Annotated in this window: 13 protein-coding genes; 2 read left to right on the top strand and 11 right to left on the bottom strand. The window is 42.6% G+C overall.

Annotated elements, in window-relative coordinates; genetic code table 11:
- Positions 1–15 precede the first annotated feature (15 nt).
- The 7 genes from IGI67_RS22445 to IGI67_RS22415 all read right to left on the bottom strand — a co-directional run bounded on the left by IGI67_RS22445 (position 16) and on the right by IGI67_RS22415 (position 7,219).
- Complete coding sequence (locus tag IGI67_RS22445) at positions 16–1,242, bottom strand: DUF1015 domain-containing protein (RefSeq protein WP_429959363.1); 1,227 nt, start codon at positions 1,240–1,242, stop codon at positions 16–18.
- A complete protein-coding gene (locus IGI67_RS22440) occupies positions 1,242–2,429 on the bottom strand; it encodes a 3-phosphoglycerate dehydrogenase family protein (RefSeq protein WP_429959362.1) in 1,188 nt (395 codons plus the stop codon). Before IGI67_RS22440 ends, IGI67_RS22445 begins: the two co-directional genes overlap by 1 nt.
- Positions 2,430–3,512, bottom strand: a complete 1,083-nt coding sequence (gene serC, locus IGI67_RS22435; RefSeq protein ID WP_429959361.1) for a 3-phosphoserine/phosphohydroxythreonine transaminase — start codon at positions 3,510–3,512, stop codon at positions 2,430–2,432.
- 513 nt (positions 3,513–4,025) lie between these two features.
- On the bottom strand, positions 4,026–5,192 hold the full coding sequence (locus IGI67_RS22430) for a hypothetical protein (RefSeq protein ID WP_429959360.1): 1,167 nt from the start codon (positions 5,190–5,192) through the stop codon (positions 4,026–4,028).
- A 271-nt stretch (positions 5,193–5,463) separates the two neighbouring features.
- On the bottom strand, positions 5,464–6,036 hold the full coding sequence (locus tag IGI67_RS22425) for a helix-turn-helix domain-containing protein (protein WP_429959359.1): 573 nt from the start codon (positions 6,034–6,036) through the stop codon (positions 5,464–5,466).
- A gap of 142 nt (positions 6,037–6,178) precedes the next feature.
- Positions 6,179–6,286, bottom strand: a complete 108-nt coding sequence (locus IGI67_RS22420; RefSeq protein ID WP_429959358.1) for a CPBP family glutamic-type intramembrane protease — start codon at positions 6,284–6,286, stop codon at positions 6,179–6,181.
- Positions 6,287–6,592: 306 nt separating this feature from the next.
- A complete protein-coding gene (locus tag IGI67_RS22415; protein WP_429959357.1) occupies positions 6,593–7,219 on the bottom strand; it encodes a TetR/AcrR family transcriptional regulator in 627 nt (208 codons plus the stop codon).
- 167 nt (positions 7,220–7,386) lie between these two features.
- On the opposite strand from IGI67_RS22415, the gene IGI67_RS22410 reads away from it, so the two are divergent.
- Together IGI67_RS22410 and IGI67_RS22405 are read left to right on the top strand one after the other, a co-directional pair.
- Complete coding sequence (locus tag IGI67_RS22410; protein ID WP_429959356.1) at positions 7,387–8,088, top strand: ABC transporter ATP-binding protein; 702 nt, start codon at positions 7,387–7,389, stop codon at positions 8,086–8,088.
- Entirely contained in the window at positions 8,088–10,340 is a 2,253-nt protein-coding gene (locus IGI67_RS22405) for an FtsX-like permease family protein (protein WP_429959355.1), read from the top strand. Before IGI67_RS22410 ends, IGI67_RS22405 begins: the two co-directional genes overlap by 1 nt.
- A 96-nt stretch (positions 10,341–10,436) precedes the next feature.
- Here the strand turns inward: IGI67_RS22405 and yjeM are convergent, their stop codons facing one another.
- The 4 genes from yjeM to IGI67_RS22385 all read right to left on the bottom strand — a co-directional run bounded on the left by yjeM (position 10,437) and on the right by IGI67_RS22385 (position 15,447).
- Positions 10,437–11,924, bottom strand: coding sequence for a glutamate/gamma-aminobutyrate family transporter YjeM (gene yjeM / locus IGI67_RS22400; RefSeq protein WP_207110574.1), 1,488 nt, complete (start codon positions 11,922–11,924; stop codon positions 10,437–10,439).
- 619 nt (positions 11,925–12,543) lie between these two features.
- The gene (locus tag IGI67_RS22395) at positions 12,544–14,139 is read right to left on the bottom strand and encodes an ABC transporter (RefSeq protein ID WP_429959354.1); all 1,596 of its coding nucleotides are present in this window, start codon (positions 14,137–14,139) and stop codon (positions 12,544–12,546) included.
- Positions 14,132–14,890 (bottom strand): ABC transporter ATP-binding protein, encoded by a 759-nt coding sequence (locus IGI67_RS22390; RefSeq protein WP_429959353.1) that lies wholly within the window; start codon positions 14,888–14,890, stop codon positions 14,132–14,134. The genes IGI67_RS22395 and IGI67_RS22390 overlap by 8 nt, the downstream gene beginning before the upstream one ends.
- A gap of 83 nt (positions 14,891–14,973) precedes the next feature.
- Positions 14,974–15,447, bottom strand: coding sequence for a GyrI-like domain-containing protein (locus IGI67_RS22385; protein WP_429959352.1), 474 nt, complete (start codon positions 15,445–15,447; stop codon positions 14,974–14,976).
- Positions 15,448–15,498 lie beyond the last annotated feature (51 nt).

The raw sequence follows: 15,498 nt of genomic DNA, 5'->3' as shown, positions 1-15,498 counted from the left end.
TCGAGAGTTTTTGCTTTATTTCGTTTCTAAATCATGCAGGAACAAGCCGCTTAAAAGCTTCGGTTCAAACCAGGTTGATTTCGGCGGCATGATCTTCTTCGCATCCGCAACATCTAATAGATCCGTCATCTGAGTCGGATACATTGAAAAGGCCAGCTTCCAACCACCTGAATCAACTAGTTTTTCCAGCTCTTCAGTTCCGCGAATCCCACCAACAAAGTCAATGCGTTTATCGGTCCGAATGTCATCGATCCCGAAAATATCCTCCAGTACATATTTTTGCAGGAGTGCCACATCTAATTTCTCCACAGGATCATTAGGAACCTTCTCTGGTTTGATGCGCAAGGTATACCACGCGCTGCCGTCATATAACTGGCAATCACCGGCCTTTTCAGGCTTTTTGATCCCTGTTTTTGTCACTTGATAGTTCTCTGCCAAGCGCTCCATGAAATCAGCCGGCGGTGTTGACTTCAGCACACGATTGTATTCCCAAATCGCCAGCTCATCCTCTGGGAAGATGATGGACAAGAACTGCTCAGTCTCAGGATTTTGTTGCCCTGCTTCGCGTTTTTCCAGTCCGATCTTGACTGCTGATTCCGTCCGATGATGACCATCTGCGATGTACAAGGCATCAACCTCTGTAAATAACGCCGTCAGTTTCTCGATCGTTGCTGCTTGATCGATCACCCAAACACGATGAGTCACATCATGATAGCTGGTAAAATCATAAGCTGGCGTGTGGTCCTTCTGCCAAGTTTTAATCATCGTTTGAATCTCCGCCTGTGGACGATAGCTCAAGAAGATTGGACTCGTATTGGCATCACAGGTACGGATATGATTCATCCGATCGATTTCTTTTTCATGACGAGTAAACTCGTGCTTCTTAATTTTTTCATCAATGTAATCGCTGATTGACGTACATGCCACGATCCCTGTTTGACTACGGCCGTCCATCACCAATTCGTATAAATAGAAATAGGCATCTGATTCTTTAAACAGCCAGCCTTTTTCTAAAAATGCCGCTAGATTAGCCGCCGCTTTTTGATAGACCGTTTCATCGTAGGGCGAAAGCTCCGCAGGCAGGTCGATCTCCGCCTTGTCGATATGAAAATAACTATAAGGATTATCCGCCGCTAAGTCCTTGGCTTCCTGTGAATTTACTACATCGTAGGGCAAGGCCGCCACTTTGTCAGCTAATTCCGCCGCTGGGCGAATTCCTTTAAATGGATGAACTTGAACCATTAAAATTCACACTCCTCATCCCGCTTGATCGCGCGAACGCGGACAATGCCTTCATTTTTGCTCAGCTGATCAACGATCGCCGCGATTTTATCTGGATCGGTCTCAGAAACATCTACCAATGTATAGGCATGGTCATCCTTTCCGCGATTGACCATATTATCGATGTTGACATCTAGAGAAGCAATCTCTGATGCGATCAACCCCAGCATATTCGGTACATTGCGATTGATGATCGTGATACGATAAGGCGATTCAAAAGCCATTTCTACATTTGGAAAATTGACTGAACGCTTGATGACCCCTGTTTCCAAGAAGCGTTTTAAGCCGCGGGCTGCCATCTTCGCGCAGTTTACTTCGGCTTCCTCTGTTGAGGCGCCTAAATGCGGCAGTACCGTGATTTTGTCATTGCGCAGCAATTTTTCTTCCGCAAAATCAGTCGTAAAACCAGCGATCCGTTCTTCATTCACAGCCTTTACAACGGCATCGGTATCCACGATTTCACCGCGGGCAAAATTCAGCAAGTGCGCCGTTTTCTTCATTTGCATCAATTCTTCTGTACTGATTAAATGATGCGTATGCTCCGTCAATGGCACATGGATCGTCACGAAATCACAATTCGTCAATACTTCTTTCAAATCCTTTGCCCGTTTTACCCGACGAGAAATGCTCCACGCCGTATCAACAGAAACATATGGATCATAGCCCGTAACTTCCATTCCTAAACGATACGCATCGTTGGCCACCATCGCACCGATCGAGCCTAATCCGATGACGCCCAGCTTTTTGCCTTCTAATTCAGTGCCGGCAAATTGCGATTTTTGTGCCTCTGCCTGTTCATCAACGTTATTTCCCTCTAAAGTCTGTACCCAGCTGATTCCTTGAACCATTGGACGAACAGACAGCAGCAGACTCGCTACTACTAACTCTTTTACCGCATTGGCATTGGCCCCTGGTGTGTTGAAGACAACGATCCCTTTTTCCGTGCATTCCTTAACCGGAATATTGTTCGTTCCTGCCCCAGCTCGAGCAACACCTAAAACCGTTTTAGGAAAGTCATAATCATGCAGCTTTTGACTGCGTAAAATAATACCATCCGGCTCATCACTTTCATTGATTCGGTAATTTTCTTTATCAAAACGCGTCATACCTTCAGGAGCGATCGCGTTGAATGTTTTAATCTGAAACATTTAATTCCCTCCATTTTCCTTTTCAAACTTCGCCATAAACGCTACCAATGCTTCGACACCCTCAAGCGGGAAGGCATTGTATAGACTCGCTCGCATTCCGCCAACGGAACGGTGCCCCTTCAGATTTTCGAATCCTTCAGCTAAAGCCGCTTGGTTGAAGGCTTTGTCTAAAGCTTCATCCCCTGTGACAAATGGAATATTCGTAATTGATCGGCTCGCTTTTTCTACTGGACTTGTAAACAAGCTTGAATTTTCGATCGCGTCATATAAAAGCTGGGCTTTCTTCTGATCCTTTTCAGTGATCCCAGCGACTCCGCCTTGAGCCATCACCCATTCAAAGACTAATTTTGCAATATAGATGCTGTAGGTCGGCGGTGTATTATATAGAGAATCGTTTTTCGCCTGCAATGCATAATCCAGCATCGGCGCGAAGCCTGCTTCTTGATTGAGCAAATCTTCACGAATGATCACGACTGTAAGTCCGGCAGGGCCGATATTTTTCTGCGCACCCGCATAGATCACACCGAAATCTTCTACTTTATACTCGTTGGCTAAAATATTTGAAGACATGTCCGCAACAACTGGCACGTCGCCGAATGAAGGGATCTTCGCAAAAGCAGTTCCTTCGATCGTATTATTGGTGGTAATATGCACGTACGCTGCATTTTGATCAACAGCTTCCGGCATTTCAGGTATATAGGTAAAATTCTTATCTTCACTAGAGGCAATCACTTCAACTTCGACAGTATCCAAGGCCTTCGCAGCGCTAATGGCTTTTTTAGACCATGAACCCGTGTTGACGTATAACGCCTTTTTCCCTTGTGCTAAATTCAAAGGGACCATTGTAAATTGCAGGCTCGCACCGCCTTGCAGGAACAACACTTTATAGTTGTCAGGAATCGCCATCAGCTCTCTTAATAGAGCCTCAGCCGATTGGATGATTTCTTCAAACAAGGAGGAACGATGACTCAGCTCCATCACTGACATACCGCTATTTTTGTAATCAAGCATCTCGGACTGTGCGATCTCCAATACAGCTTTTGGTAGTACTGCGGGACCTGCAGAAAAATTATAAATCGTCATACTTATTCTCTCCTTTTCATATTTATGGAATTCATTAAAAAATGATTCCCATCCGCCAGTCGCATACTCTTTCCTTGATCGTTTGCGTCTCTATTAATGTAAGAAACAACGAAGAGAAGCAAGAGTATCCTTCTTTAAGATGTGATGACAATTATAACAGATGTCTTTAAATGATAAAAGACTAATCCTAAATTAATTTCACTGTAATTTGAATTTTTATCAGAAAATTTCATTTTTACTTACATAAATTATCCCTATTCTTTCATGAATTCGCGGCTGCCAGAACGGAATAGCAAGAAAATAAGAACGATTCACAGCAAGTCATCAAGAGATTTTGTGTGGTGAATCACTGAAGAAGACACCAAAAATACCGTCCTGATTTTTTTCAGAACGGTGCCTCCATTATTTCATTGACTGGCTCTTGCCTTTTTAACTATTTGCGTGACTCCTACATTAAAACAACCGGTTGTGCAGCACAAATAACCCTCGTATCAGGATACGAAAGAAGTCCGCCTATTTATGCCGTTTTTTCTTTTTACGACTGTTCCCATTTTTTCCCTTCTGATTATCCTTTTGACTCCCTTTGCCGGTTTTTCCTTCTTGACGGTCTCTTCGACTATTAATGAGCGCCTGAGCAGACAGCTGACTCCCACTGAGCGGTCGATTCTTACGCGATCGTTCCTTGACAGGCGTTGATTTGGGCGGCTCAGCGACACCGACCGCAAGGGGTTCACTCTTGGTAGAAGCAGAATTCGGAGCATGAGGGTCCTGCATAAAATCGGACATCGACGGCGGCGCAACGTCTGGTTCCTGTTCTTCTATTGAATCCGCTTGGCGCTCAACAAAGACAACCGCCACATCCTCCACCGTTTTTCCTTCCGGTAAATGCGCTTCAACCAAAGCCCAAGCCTCGGCATCGCTCAAGGTTCGCGGATCAAAGCCATGAGGCACCATAATCGTAAGCTCCTCTTTCGGTTCTTCTGAAATTTGGGCAGACTCCTGCTGTACCTCATCCTGCGACGGTTCTTTGGCATCTTCTTTTGGTTCTTCATGATGCATCACTTTAGCATTTTCAAAGTAGTCAAATTTGACGTATTGAGCAAATTTCCAGCTGTCCCCCTGCTGAAAGAGCTCTAAAGTCGTCAATAATTTCAACAGTCGGTAGGTCTTTTCCCACACTTCTTCTGTGGTCACCGCAGGGTTGATATCTCTTAACGTCCAGGTATGTCTTTTCCCGTTGCCTGCCTTAAAAACAGCCAGCAAATAATAATCATATTTAGAAATTTCTGTAGGCGCTTGGGCCACGGCATGGAGATAGTTGGTATTTAAACGAGATTCCTCGGTGAATTGAAAATAGGCCTTTTTATTGCTGAAAAGTCGATGAACGACGGTGTCGAACTCGCCGCTTTTGAAGTAGGGTTTGAAATAAGGGAGATTTTTGCGCAGCACATCGCTTGGTTCCGCAGTCAGAAACAATTCGCGGACCAGCTCCTTTAAGAAATCAGAATAGTCGCTTAAGACCAAGGCATTTTTAATCATAATCGCCACCGCATACTGGATGACGAAGGACACATTTTTAGTATGTTCGAAGTAACTAATAATTTTCTGCTCTAGCGCATCACGTTTAGTCACAAATAGCTGCATCTGAGTTAATGGTTTGGTTTGGACGTTTTTTTTCATAATTACTGACTCCCTCTCACTTTTGCATACGTTTTCATTTTTTCCTCAGAACTATCATACCGCAACAGAACCTCAATAAAAACAAAATACCAACCCAATTTTAGACAAAAAAATAAAGTATTTTACCACTTTGGCATCATGTCACAGGGTCATTTGTTTTAAGCTCTTAAAAAATTGCTAAAAAAGTCCAAACCAACACAATGATTGGCTTGGACTTTCAACTTCATACTATTTTTATTCTCGAGCTCTTCCAGCTCATAGCCATCGCTTTCTAAAACATGCCGCTCACCCAAAGACTCACTAACACAATCGCCATTACCACAGCTGTAAAAATGACCACGATGAGTGTTTTTGACAGCAGATCTTTTCCGAAACTTCGTTCTTTTCGCACCTTTTCTACATCTTCACCTTCCATGTAGGCAACGATTTCCTTGTAGGTCTTGACATTTTTTTCCTTTTTAAATTTTTCAAGTTTCATTGCTGCCCAAAATGATGGCAAAAATGGGATAAGAGAAAGCCACAACCCATTCTCTCCAAACAGTTTTATTGCTGGTCCAATCGAGATTGCTGCAATAAACGTACCAATTAACATAATGTAGACATACCTATCTGACTCATCTTTTTTGATCACTTTTTTCATTGTCTCCACGTCTCCTTTGACAAGTTCGTCTAAAGTCACGTTAAAAAGAACACTCAGCAATAACAGATTATGAATATCTGGATAGCTCCGTTCATTCTCCCAATTAGAGATAGTTTGGCGAGAAACATAGATTTTTTCGGATAACTCTTCTTGTGAGTAACCTGCCCCTTCGCGTAATTTTTTGATCTGTTTGCTTAAATTCATTTCATCCGCTCCTTCAGCCTCACGATAAAACTTCTTGCTGCTCCCTGCTAGCAAAAATCTTTGTCATCGGCTTTTCCATCCATGTCAAAAGTCTTTATCAAGCCCAATATACTTGATTTAACAACGTTTCTTATTTCTCTGCTCAGCGGTCAAAACTATTCAGTGCTCCATGCAGCAGTATCGTTGAATAGCAATTCTTCGTTTGCCAACGCAGTAATCCTAAAACTAACCCATAGCATAAGCCGCTCAAATCATTGTATCCAGTTCATCTCTTTTCCACTCAAGAAGCAATCGAATCCTGCCAGATAGAAAATAGAACAATCAGCAAATAAGCAGATACCCACTCATTTAAAATAACATATATAGCGATTATAAATAATCAACTTAGTAAAGAACAAAGTTGAGCTGCTGCTTCAAGTTGAAAAAATATCCCTTTGATAGAATAGCTACATTCAAAACATCAATCAGCTTTAAGAGCACTCTTTGCCTCATTTGCTTCTCCTTCCAATACAATTACTTCATCAGATTCCCTGCTTTTCTACATGTGTTTGATCCATTATTTAGTATCCGCTTCTCCACGTTCGATAGATTCAAAAATTTCGATCGGCGGGGTCGTCATACATTTTGAGATGACCTCGGCAACTTCCTCTGGTGATTCCTTCACACCGTTTCGTATCCAGCGTTTGACGATCGCGATCGCACCATAATAGATGAACTCCTGCTGCAGCTTCTCCAGTTCTGTTGACTCATTGGCGTTTAGGCGGATCTTTCTTTGAACCGCAGAGACATATGCTCGTTCCAGCTTCTCAATAAATTGTGGGCGTCCATATTCCCCAAGCAATGTTTGAGCCGTATCCTTTCGTTCATACAAGAAATTCATCACAACCAAACAAGCCTCCTTAAAGAATCGTGCTACGTGTTGCCGCCCATAGACATCGATTTTTTCAGTCACTGCCCAGCCGATATGATCGTTCAGGACCTGCTCAAAATTGGCGTAGATCTCCTCTTCCACCTCTTCTAAGACGGCATATTTATCTGGAAAATGATGATAAAAGGTTCCACGATTGATTTTTGCTTGCTTCGCTAGATTAGCGACGGTAATTTCTTCGAAGCCCACTTCATCCATCATTGTAAAAAAAGTCTGGATGATATGCAGCTTTGTCCGATCGGTTTTATTCGACATATTTTCCTCCAACAATTTGACCTGATTTGTTGAATTTTTGAACACTTACTTGGTAAATGATCAACTTTTGCACACTCGCCTCGTAATTGTTCGTTGTTCAACACCTTATTTCAGCTTAAACTATGGATCATAGAAAATCAACACAGTGTTCAATTAGGAGGAATCTCATGAATTACATTCAGGCATCCAAACTGAAAAAAACGTATCGAACAGCAACAGCAGAAATTCCAGCATTATCAGATATCTCGTTCTCACTAGATAAAGGCGAATTCACTGTCATTTTAGGGCCAAGCGGCTCGGGAAAAACTACCCTGCTAAACCTTTTAGGCGGCATGGATCAGCCCACGAGCGGCGAACTATTTGTCCAGCAGGAACCGATTCACAGCTACAAAGAAAAGGAATTAGCAAAATACCGGCGTAAAAATGTCGGATTCATTTTTCAATTTTACAATTTGATTCCGACGTTGACTGCATTGGAAAATGTCGCGATTACTCAAAAGATTGCCAAGGACTCCTTTCAGGCTAAAGATATTCTGGAGAAGGTCCAGCTTTCCCATCGCTTAATGAACTTTCCACAGGAGCTATCTGGCGGTGAACAGCAGCGTGTTTCTATCGCCCGAGCTGTCTGCAAAAATCCACAGCTTATTTTGTGCGATGAGCCTACTGGCGCTTTAGACAGTGAAATAGGTAAGCAGGTGCTGCATCTGCTGAAGGAAATGGCCGTCAACTATGGGCATACCATTCTCGTAGTCACGCATAATGCTTCGATTGCTCAAATCGCTGACCGCGTGATCCATTTAAAGGATGGCGTGATCATAGAAAATATTCGCCAAGAGCAGCCTTTAGAGATTGATGAGGTGATTTGGTAATGCTTCGTAAAACCTTTCGTGATCTGCGAAAAAATTGGATCAGTTTTCTCTCTGTCTTTCTGATGAGCTTTATTTGCCTATTCATTTTTACTGGTATTTTTCATTTTGGTCAGCAAATGGGGACCACTGGAAAACAGTTCTCAAAGAATAGCCATTTAGCCGACAGTACATTGACTGTTGCGAATTTCAACGAGCAAAAAGAAGCACAGACAAAGAAATTATCCTCCATTAAGCAGATTGCCCATCGATCAGTCGGACGCTATCAAAACGAACAGTTTTCCTTGACCATTCTAAGCTTTGATCACTCTTATACCAGCAAGCCGCAGGTTATTCGCGGAGCAAAGCTTTCTGATCAAGCCGGTATTTGGCTAGATGAAGATTTTTTTCAGGCAAATGAGCAACAACTGGGCGATTATTTTTCGATTGATAACCAGCGCTACGAAATTTTAGGAACGGTTCGTCAGCCAGAATTCATCTATCATACCGAGAACAAGGATCAGCCGCTGCCGAATCATAAAAAGAGCGGGTATGCTTACCTATCTGAGCAGTATTTTGACCAATTGCCGATCTATCCTTCTCATCAGCTTTTATTGAAAACAAACAAAGACAGCAACATCCCTTGGTTAGAAAATGAGCTCTCCGACATTTGGGGAGATGAGTATCTGCAATTGACCGAAACCAACAATGGGAGCGGTCTTTCGATCTTCCTTGATCGTGTCACTCAAGTTCAGCGCTTGGCCTTTCTTTTTTCAAGTCTGTTCTTACTGTTAACGCTGATCACGATAGAAGCGACAATGCGGCGATTCGTCAAACAGCAGCAGCTGCAGATCGCCGTGCTGAAAGCACAGGGCTTTAGTGGCTGGTCGATCCTGCTGCATTATTTGTCCTTCAGCATGATCGTAACTTTTTTTGGATCTGTCCTTGGCTGCTTTTTAGGGCCAAAGCTGCTCTCTCCTGCTTTACTTTCAGCGATCGGCAAACAATTCTCTGTTCCTAAGTGGCTGGAAGTCCAGACAACTCTTGGGTATGCCATTGTCGCAGTTATCACATTTCTCAGCATGCTCATTACTTTAATTCCCGTACTACCGCTTGTAAACCAACTCCCTGCAGTCATCATGCAAAAGCAATCTACTCAACGCTTTAAACGAGTTTGGCTGGAACAAACAAGGCTCTGGTCTTACCTGCCCTTTTCCTTGCAGTGGACTTTGCGGGATATCCAAAGAAATATTCGCCGGGCAGTATTAGGAATTTTTGGGGCAATGGGCTGTATGCTTTTACTGATCGCGGCTTTAGGAATCAAGGACTCCATCAATTTTTCTTTGGATTCTGTCTTTAATGACACTTATCATTATCAAGAAAAAGTCAGCTTCAAAAGGCCCATGAGTGCTCAGGATCGACACTCGACAGTCCAGCATCTCACTTCTGATTATCAATGGATGGAGCAGCAATCAGTAAAACTGCTGAAAGGTTCGAAAGAACAAACCGTCCAGGCAACGATTGTTTCCAATGGTCGTCAGCTGAACCTACCTGAAATTGAACTGAAGAACCTGACAGCCAATCAGGTCGCACTATCTGAAGCACTGGCAAAAGATTTGGATGTAACGGCCGAGGAGACGCTTTACATTAAGCTGCAGCAGCAGATTCTTCCGGTGTTTATCAAAAAATTACTTCCCATTTCGTCTCCGCAAGGGATATTCCTTTCGCAACGAACTTGGGAAAATTTGAAGCAGCCCTTCGAACCACAAAGTCTTTTGTTGAATGAAAAAAATCAGCTGGCGCCATCGCCTTTGATCGCCGGCAGAAGTGAAAAGCTGCAGCAGTTTAAAGACTCTCAAGCACTAATTGAGGGGATTCTAACAATCGTTTCCCTATTGATCCTAGCTGCATTGACTTTAGGAATCACCATCATGATGAATTGTCACCTGCTGATCTTTTCCGAACGCTTTATTGAATTTGCGACTCTGAAGGTTTTAGGATTTACGAAATGGGAAGTTCTTTCATTGTCCTTTTTAGAGACCTCCTTATTAACCTTGCTGGGCTGGCTGCTAGGCATCCCCGCCGGTTGGCTGTTTCTTAATACCTACGTAGCCCTGCTTTCCACAGAGCAGCAGCAATACCTGCCGTATCTCTCTTTTCAAAGCCTGATGCTTGCCAGCCTCGTCTTGCTTGCATGCATGCTGCTGGTTCAGGCGTATTTAAACAATCGTATCAATCGAATCGATTTCGCCACTGCTTTGAAGCCGGCTGAATAAAAAAATCAGGTTCCCTGCTCGAACTATCGAACGGGGAACCTGATTTATCTACAGTGTGAAAAACTCCTAACGTCAATGCGCTAGGAGTTCTCTATCTTATTCAGCTTTTGAACGACGTACATAGTTTTGGTAAAGAATAATACCGACGACGGTAAATCCTACTGGCCCTGCGATCATCCAAAGAGTATCGCGAACGCCCGCGCCTTCGATGATTGGTTGGAAGATCGTGAAGACATTCGCACCCAATACTAGTAGAAAGACGACGACACTGATAGCCATTGTCATACCATGAGATTTGTACACTTCGAACGGACGATCCAAGCCATCTTTTTTCTTGAATTTAGGGAACGCATAGATCAAGAACAAGTAAGGCAATGTCATTGATACATTCGCCATCAAAGTCAAGATGTTATAGAAGGCAGATGGATCTGGTGTAGCGAATGAAGCAATCAAGATGATCGCAACAACGATCGCACATTGTACCCACATTGCGTAGCTTGGCATACCGTTAGCATTCAATTCAGTGAATTTCTTAGGCCATAATTTCTTCGGTGTTCCCATGATCAACGTCTTCAATGGAGAATACGTCAATGTGAAGAACGCACCGCTGTAGGCTAAGAACATTCCTAAACCAGTGTATCGAGCAAACCAGTTACCCATACTGATAGCAGCGCTTTGGCTTAAGCCGATCGCGTCACCGAAAACGTAGCCCAAGTTGTTCATCATAACATAAGAAATATTTCCTAGGTTCGTTGAATCACCAGATAATACGTCTTGCCAGTTGGTACTTACACCCCATAAGAAGATCCCCAATGCGTAACCAACTGAAATGATCAACGCTGAAAGTACAACGCCTTTAGGGAATGTTTTTTCAGGATTTTTGGTTTTATCAACCATGCCCCCAACAGCTTCCAAACCACCATAAGCAAAGATCGCGAATACCGCGAATCCTAACAGGCCGATTGGACTTTGGTAACTAGGATTTGGAGAATGTAAAATATGATTGAATGGTTGAGCTAAGTGTCCACCATTTGCAACCAGAATAATTCCAGAAATCACAATCAAAACAACGTTTAAACTAGTTACCGCAATACCACCTAAGCTAGTGATTTTTACGATTCCTTTGACCCCTTTGATCGAAACCAAAGTAACGATGATCATCCATACACATGCTAATAAACCGACCACTTGGGTTGAGTTCATACCCAGCATATGTAATTTTTGCGTTTGGTCACTTCCGGCAAAAGCCGTTGTAAAAGGTATCCAAACTTTAGATGATGTAGAAACCATCCAGACAACGTAAGAAGCAAACCACATGAATGTTCCGATAAATGCGAAACGCGGTCCTACGCTGACCTCCAACCATTTATACATTCCACTGTTTTCGCCTTTGATTGTTGACCCAAATTCAGCCATCATCAATGCAAAAGGAATGAAAAACAGAATCGCAGCAACGACATAAAAGACGATTGAGCCATACCCCATCAAGTAGAATGCTACTGGACCGTTAGCAAACCCAAACACGGAGGTAAAGATCATCATGATCAGGGCACCAAGCGTCATGCCTTTTTCTGCTTTGGACATTGAAACCACTCCTATTCAATTTTGTCTCAGGACTCCTTCCACCACTGAAAGTCTTCATCAATTAGTTATTAATTGAGCAAGATTTTTTTAGTAACGAGCAGACCCTAAATGTTACTCTACAATGAAAAAACACGAAGCGCAAGAAACAGCATTGTCGAAATTTTCAGACAATTACTGCTATCAAAAGAACAATTTAATAAAAAGAAGCGGCTCTGTTAAATGATAAAATAACTATAATCCAAAGTGTTGCAGAACGCTAATTAAATTTGTTTTTTTATTATTTTCCTCCCCCTTCAAAAAAGGTTGTTATATCATGGCTCATTTCGGTCCAGCGAAAAATAGAAAGCGCTCACCTTTTATCCAACTCCTTTATTTAAAATTAAAAAAGTACATCCTTTTTACTAATAAAAGTAAGTAAGAACGGCTGTTTACTTTTTAAACATCCTTTATTATGAAAAAATAATTTAAATAATTTTATCTAAATGCCATTTTCGTTCCATCAATAAACAATCAAAAAGTATGGATAATTTAATTTTATTCCTCACATTTTAGTCTATTCACTTTGCTTAAAAATAAAAAAAGAACCTCACGTAAGAGATTCTTTCCTTTAAATTAGTTATTAGCTGTTTAGCTTTTTCCAAAAATTACTGTGATTGATCCACAGCCATCCGCCTGATAGGATGGCTAACCAGATCATGACACCGCCATTTAGCAATACAGGATGAATGTTCATTAAAACAGCGACTACGTATAGCGCGATCAAAATTGCTCCAACAATCATCGTCCCAAACATCCACAGCATCAGCCCATAATTCCCTACCCCTCTAGTGAAAAGCTGACTGATATTCGTCCAGGTCAGATTCAACAAGCGGTAATCTCGACTGAAAAAGTACAGCGACAGCAAGTAGGTACCCCATAATATTCCTGCGGTAAAGGTCAGCAGCAGAGCGATCGGAAAATGTAATGCGAGCGCGAGGAGCACACCCATAACACCTGAAATGCCCATTTGAATCCTGCAACCTACCCAAAATTTTTGTCGCAGGTATTTTTCCAATGACAGCGGCAGCGATTGAATAAAGAAGAAATTCTCTCGATCCAATGAAATCAGATTACTGACAAAGGAGGTTTGATTCAACGTAATAAAAGCAAAAACGATTCCGCAGACGAAAAATACCCCCATGAACTTTGTTCCCAATGTCGCGAGGCTGACCGGATTAGTCGTTACCATCGTTGCCACCATCACGATCGGCATGATCAATGACGAGGTCAGGACTTGCATGATCAGATTGGGATTTTTAAGCAATTGATGATTATAACTGGCTAATTGTTTTTTTAGCGATTGATTGCTTTTTCGTTTACGCTTCGTAGCTACCGTACGAGAGCCTTCATCACTGAACTGCTCATACAAACTAGGAACGACAAAAAATCGCAGTGCCAGCAAAAGCAAGCCTGTCAGAGCCAATAACGCGAGAAATGTTAGAATCCCTTTAGCTGTAAACGGTTCGCGCATCACCTGATAAAACGGCATGAAGATCGCGAGCGAGCCGCGGTCGGCAGCCCCTGCCGAATGGTCCATCGAGTTTTGTGTGAAATTAATCGCTAAGATTCCGCCGACTGAGACAACCATTGAAAAACCCAGCATCAAGCTAGTGAATAATTTCTTATGCTGGCGAAACAGCTTGGTCTTAGTCATCCCAAAAACAATCAGACTACATAAGCTGAATAAGAGAATGAAAAAGATCAAAAACAGCAAAATCGCTCCAATGACTGCAAAAACAATCGAATAACCGCTCTTAAACGCCGTCAAGAAAAACAAAATCAAAAGGGGTAATAGAAATGGCACGATCGTCATCCCTACTGCTAAAAATTTCGCAATAAAAACTTCCCCCCGCTTGATCGGCAGCGGCAAATAATCCTGCAGATCCTTGCTTTCAAAAAATACATTAAAAATAGTGGAAAGCGATTGAGAAAAACCAATCAGAGCAAATAAGGCCATATAGTACGTAAAGTATCCCGGTAATTTCGCGAAATCAATCAGTATCATCGTTGCTCCATAAATCACCAAAAAGATGACACCCGACAGCAGATATTGTTGGATAATACTACGGATGACCTGCTTTCCTTTACGGCCTTTTTTACGGATTTGATTCGTCGATGACGGATTGACATAAAGCATGTTTACCGCAATCAAACGCTTGATAATCCCGCTATTCATGAGCCGCCTCCTCGTATTCGGAAACATCCCCATCAGCCGCTTGACGCCCGGCCATCTTCAAATAGACGCTTTCCAGTGTTTCATTTGGATAATCCTGCAGCAGATTATCGACCGAGCCATTGTAGATCAGTTCTCCCTTTTTAAGGATCGCCAGTTCATCGCATAATTGCTGCGCAGTATCCAAAACATGCGTAGAAAAAATCACCGTTTTGCCTTTTTCTGCGTGCCGCTTGATCATTTCCTTCAAGTCAAATGCGGCCTGCGGGTCCAATCCTTGCAGCGGTTCGTCCAAAATCCAAATATCCGGATCAGGCAGCAGCGCGCCGATGATGATTGTCTTTTGCCGCATCCCATGAGAAAAACTTTCCAGTGTTTCCTCCTCATGCCCCACTAAGTCAAACAGCTCGATCAGCTCTTGTCGCCGGGCCTCTTGCCCCGTTAATTCATAAGCCGCTGACAGCAGATCCCAATACTCATTGGCGGTCAATTGTAAAAACATGTCGGGGGAATCAGGGACATAAGCAATCTTCTTCTTGATCGCCTGCCGATCCTCTTTTAAGTTTTTCCCGTCAAATAAAATTTCACCATTTGTTGGTTCAATAATGCTCACTAAACTTTTTATCGTTGTCGATTTTCCAGCGCCATTATGTCCTAGAAAGCCGAAAATTTCGCCTGCTTTGATCGTCAGACTTAAATTATCCAGCGCTTTTTTCTCTCCATAAACCTTTGTCACACCATTTAATTCAATCATGCTCATCACTCCTTCTTTCAACTATACGAGAAAAAAAGCCCCATGACAATAAACGCCACAAAAAAAACACTCCTGCGAGTGTTCTAAGCCTTGATTGGAATCCAGATCTCAATGATCGAGTTCTCCCGGCTCCACTGGAATTTGGCGCCGTATTTTTCAAAATGCAGAAAGTTAGTTTGAGCTAATGAAAGTCCCAGCTTCGGCACAAGGACTTGGTAGATTGCTTCATAGGTAGAGTAGATTTGGTCCATCGCCCCTCGATGCTCCACCACCAAATACCGGCAGGCAGGTATTTCCTTCAACAGAAAATCGGTTGGTATCTTTTTTGAGTGAGGAATCCCACAGTAATAAATCAGCTTTTCCTCCCGCCGCTCCATAAAGGCGAACTTTGTCCAAGCCCCTTGTTGCTGCGTCAATCCATTGACTTTTAACTGACGATTAAAAGCTGGCCAAAATGACAGGCAGCGTTCAAGATTTGTACTTTTTCGATTCGTCAATTCCAGCTCTAAGCCGATCACAGTAAAGTCCGGCAGTTCCTTCAGTTCATACTTCATCATACTTGATTATCCTTCATCGTTTTCAACCATTCTAACTGAAAGCCTTGGCAA

This window comes from Enterococcus sp. AZ196, assembly GCF_050498845.1.
In the GTDB taxonomy this organism is placed as follows: domain Bacteria; phylum Bacillota; class Bacilli; order Lactobacillales; family Enterococcaceae; genus Enterococcus_A; species Enterococcus_A murrayae.
The sequence above is the reverse complement of the archived record's forward strand: the minus strand, read 5'-3'. Positions and strand labels throughout refer to the sequence as shown.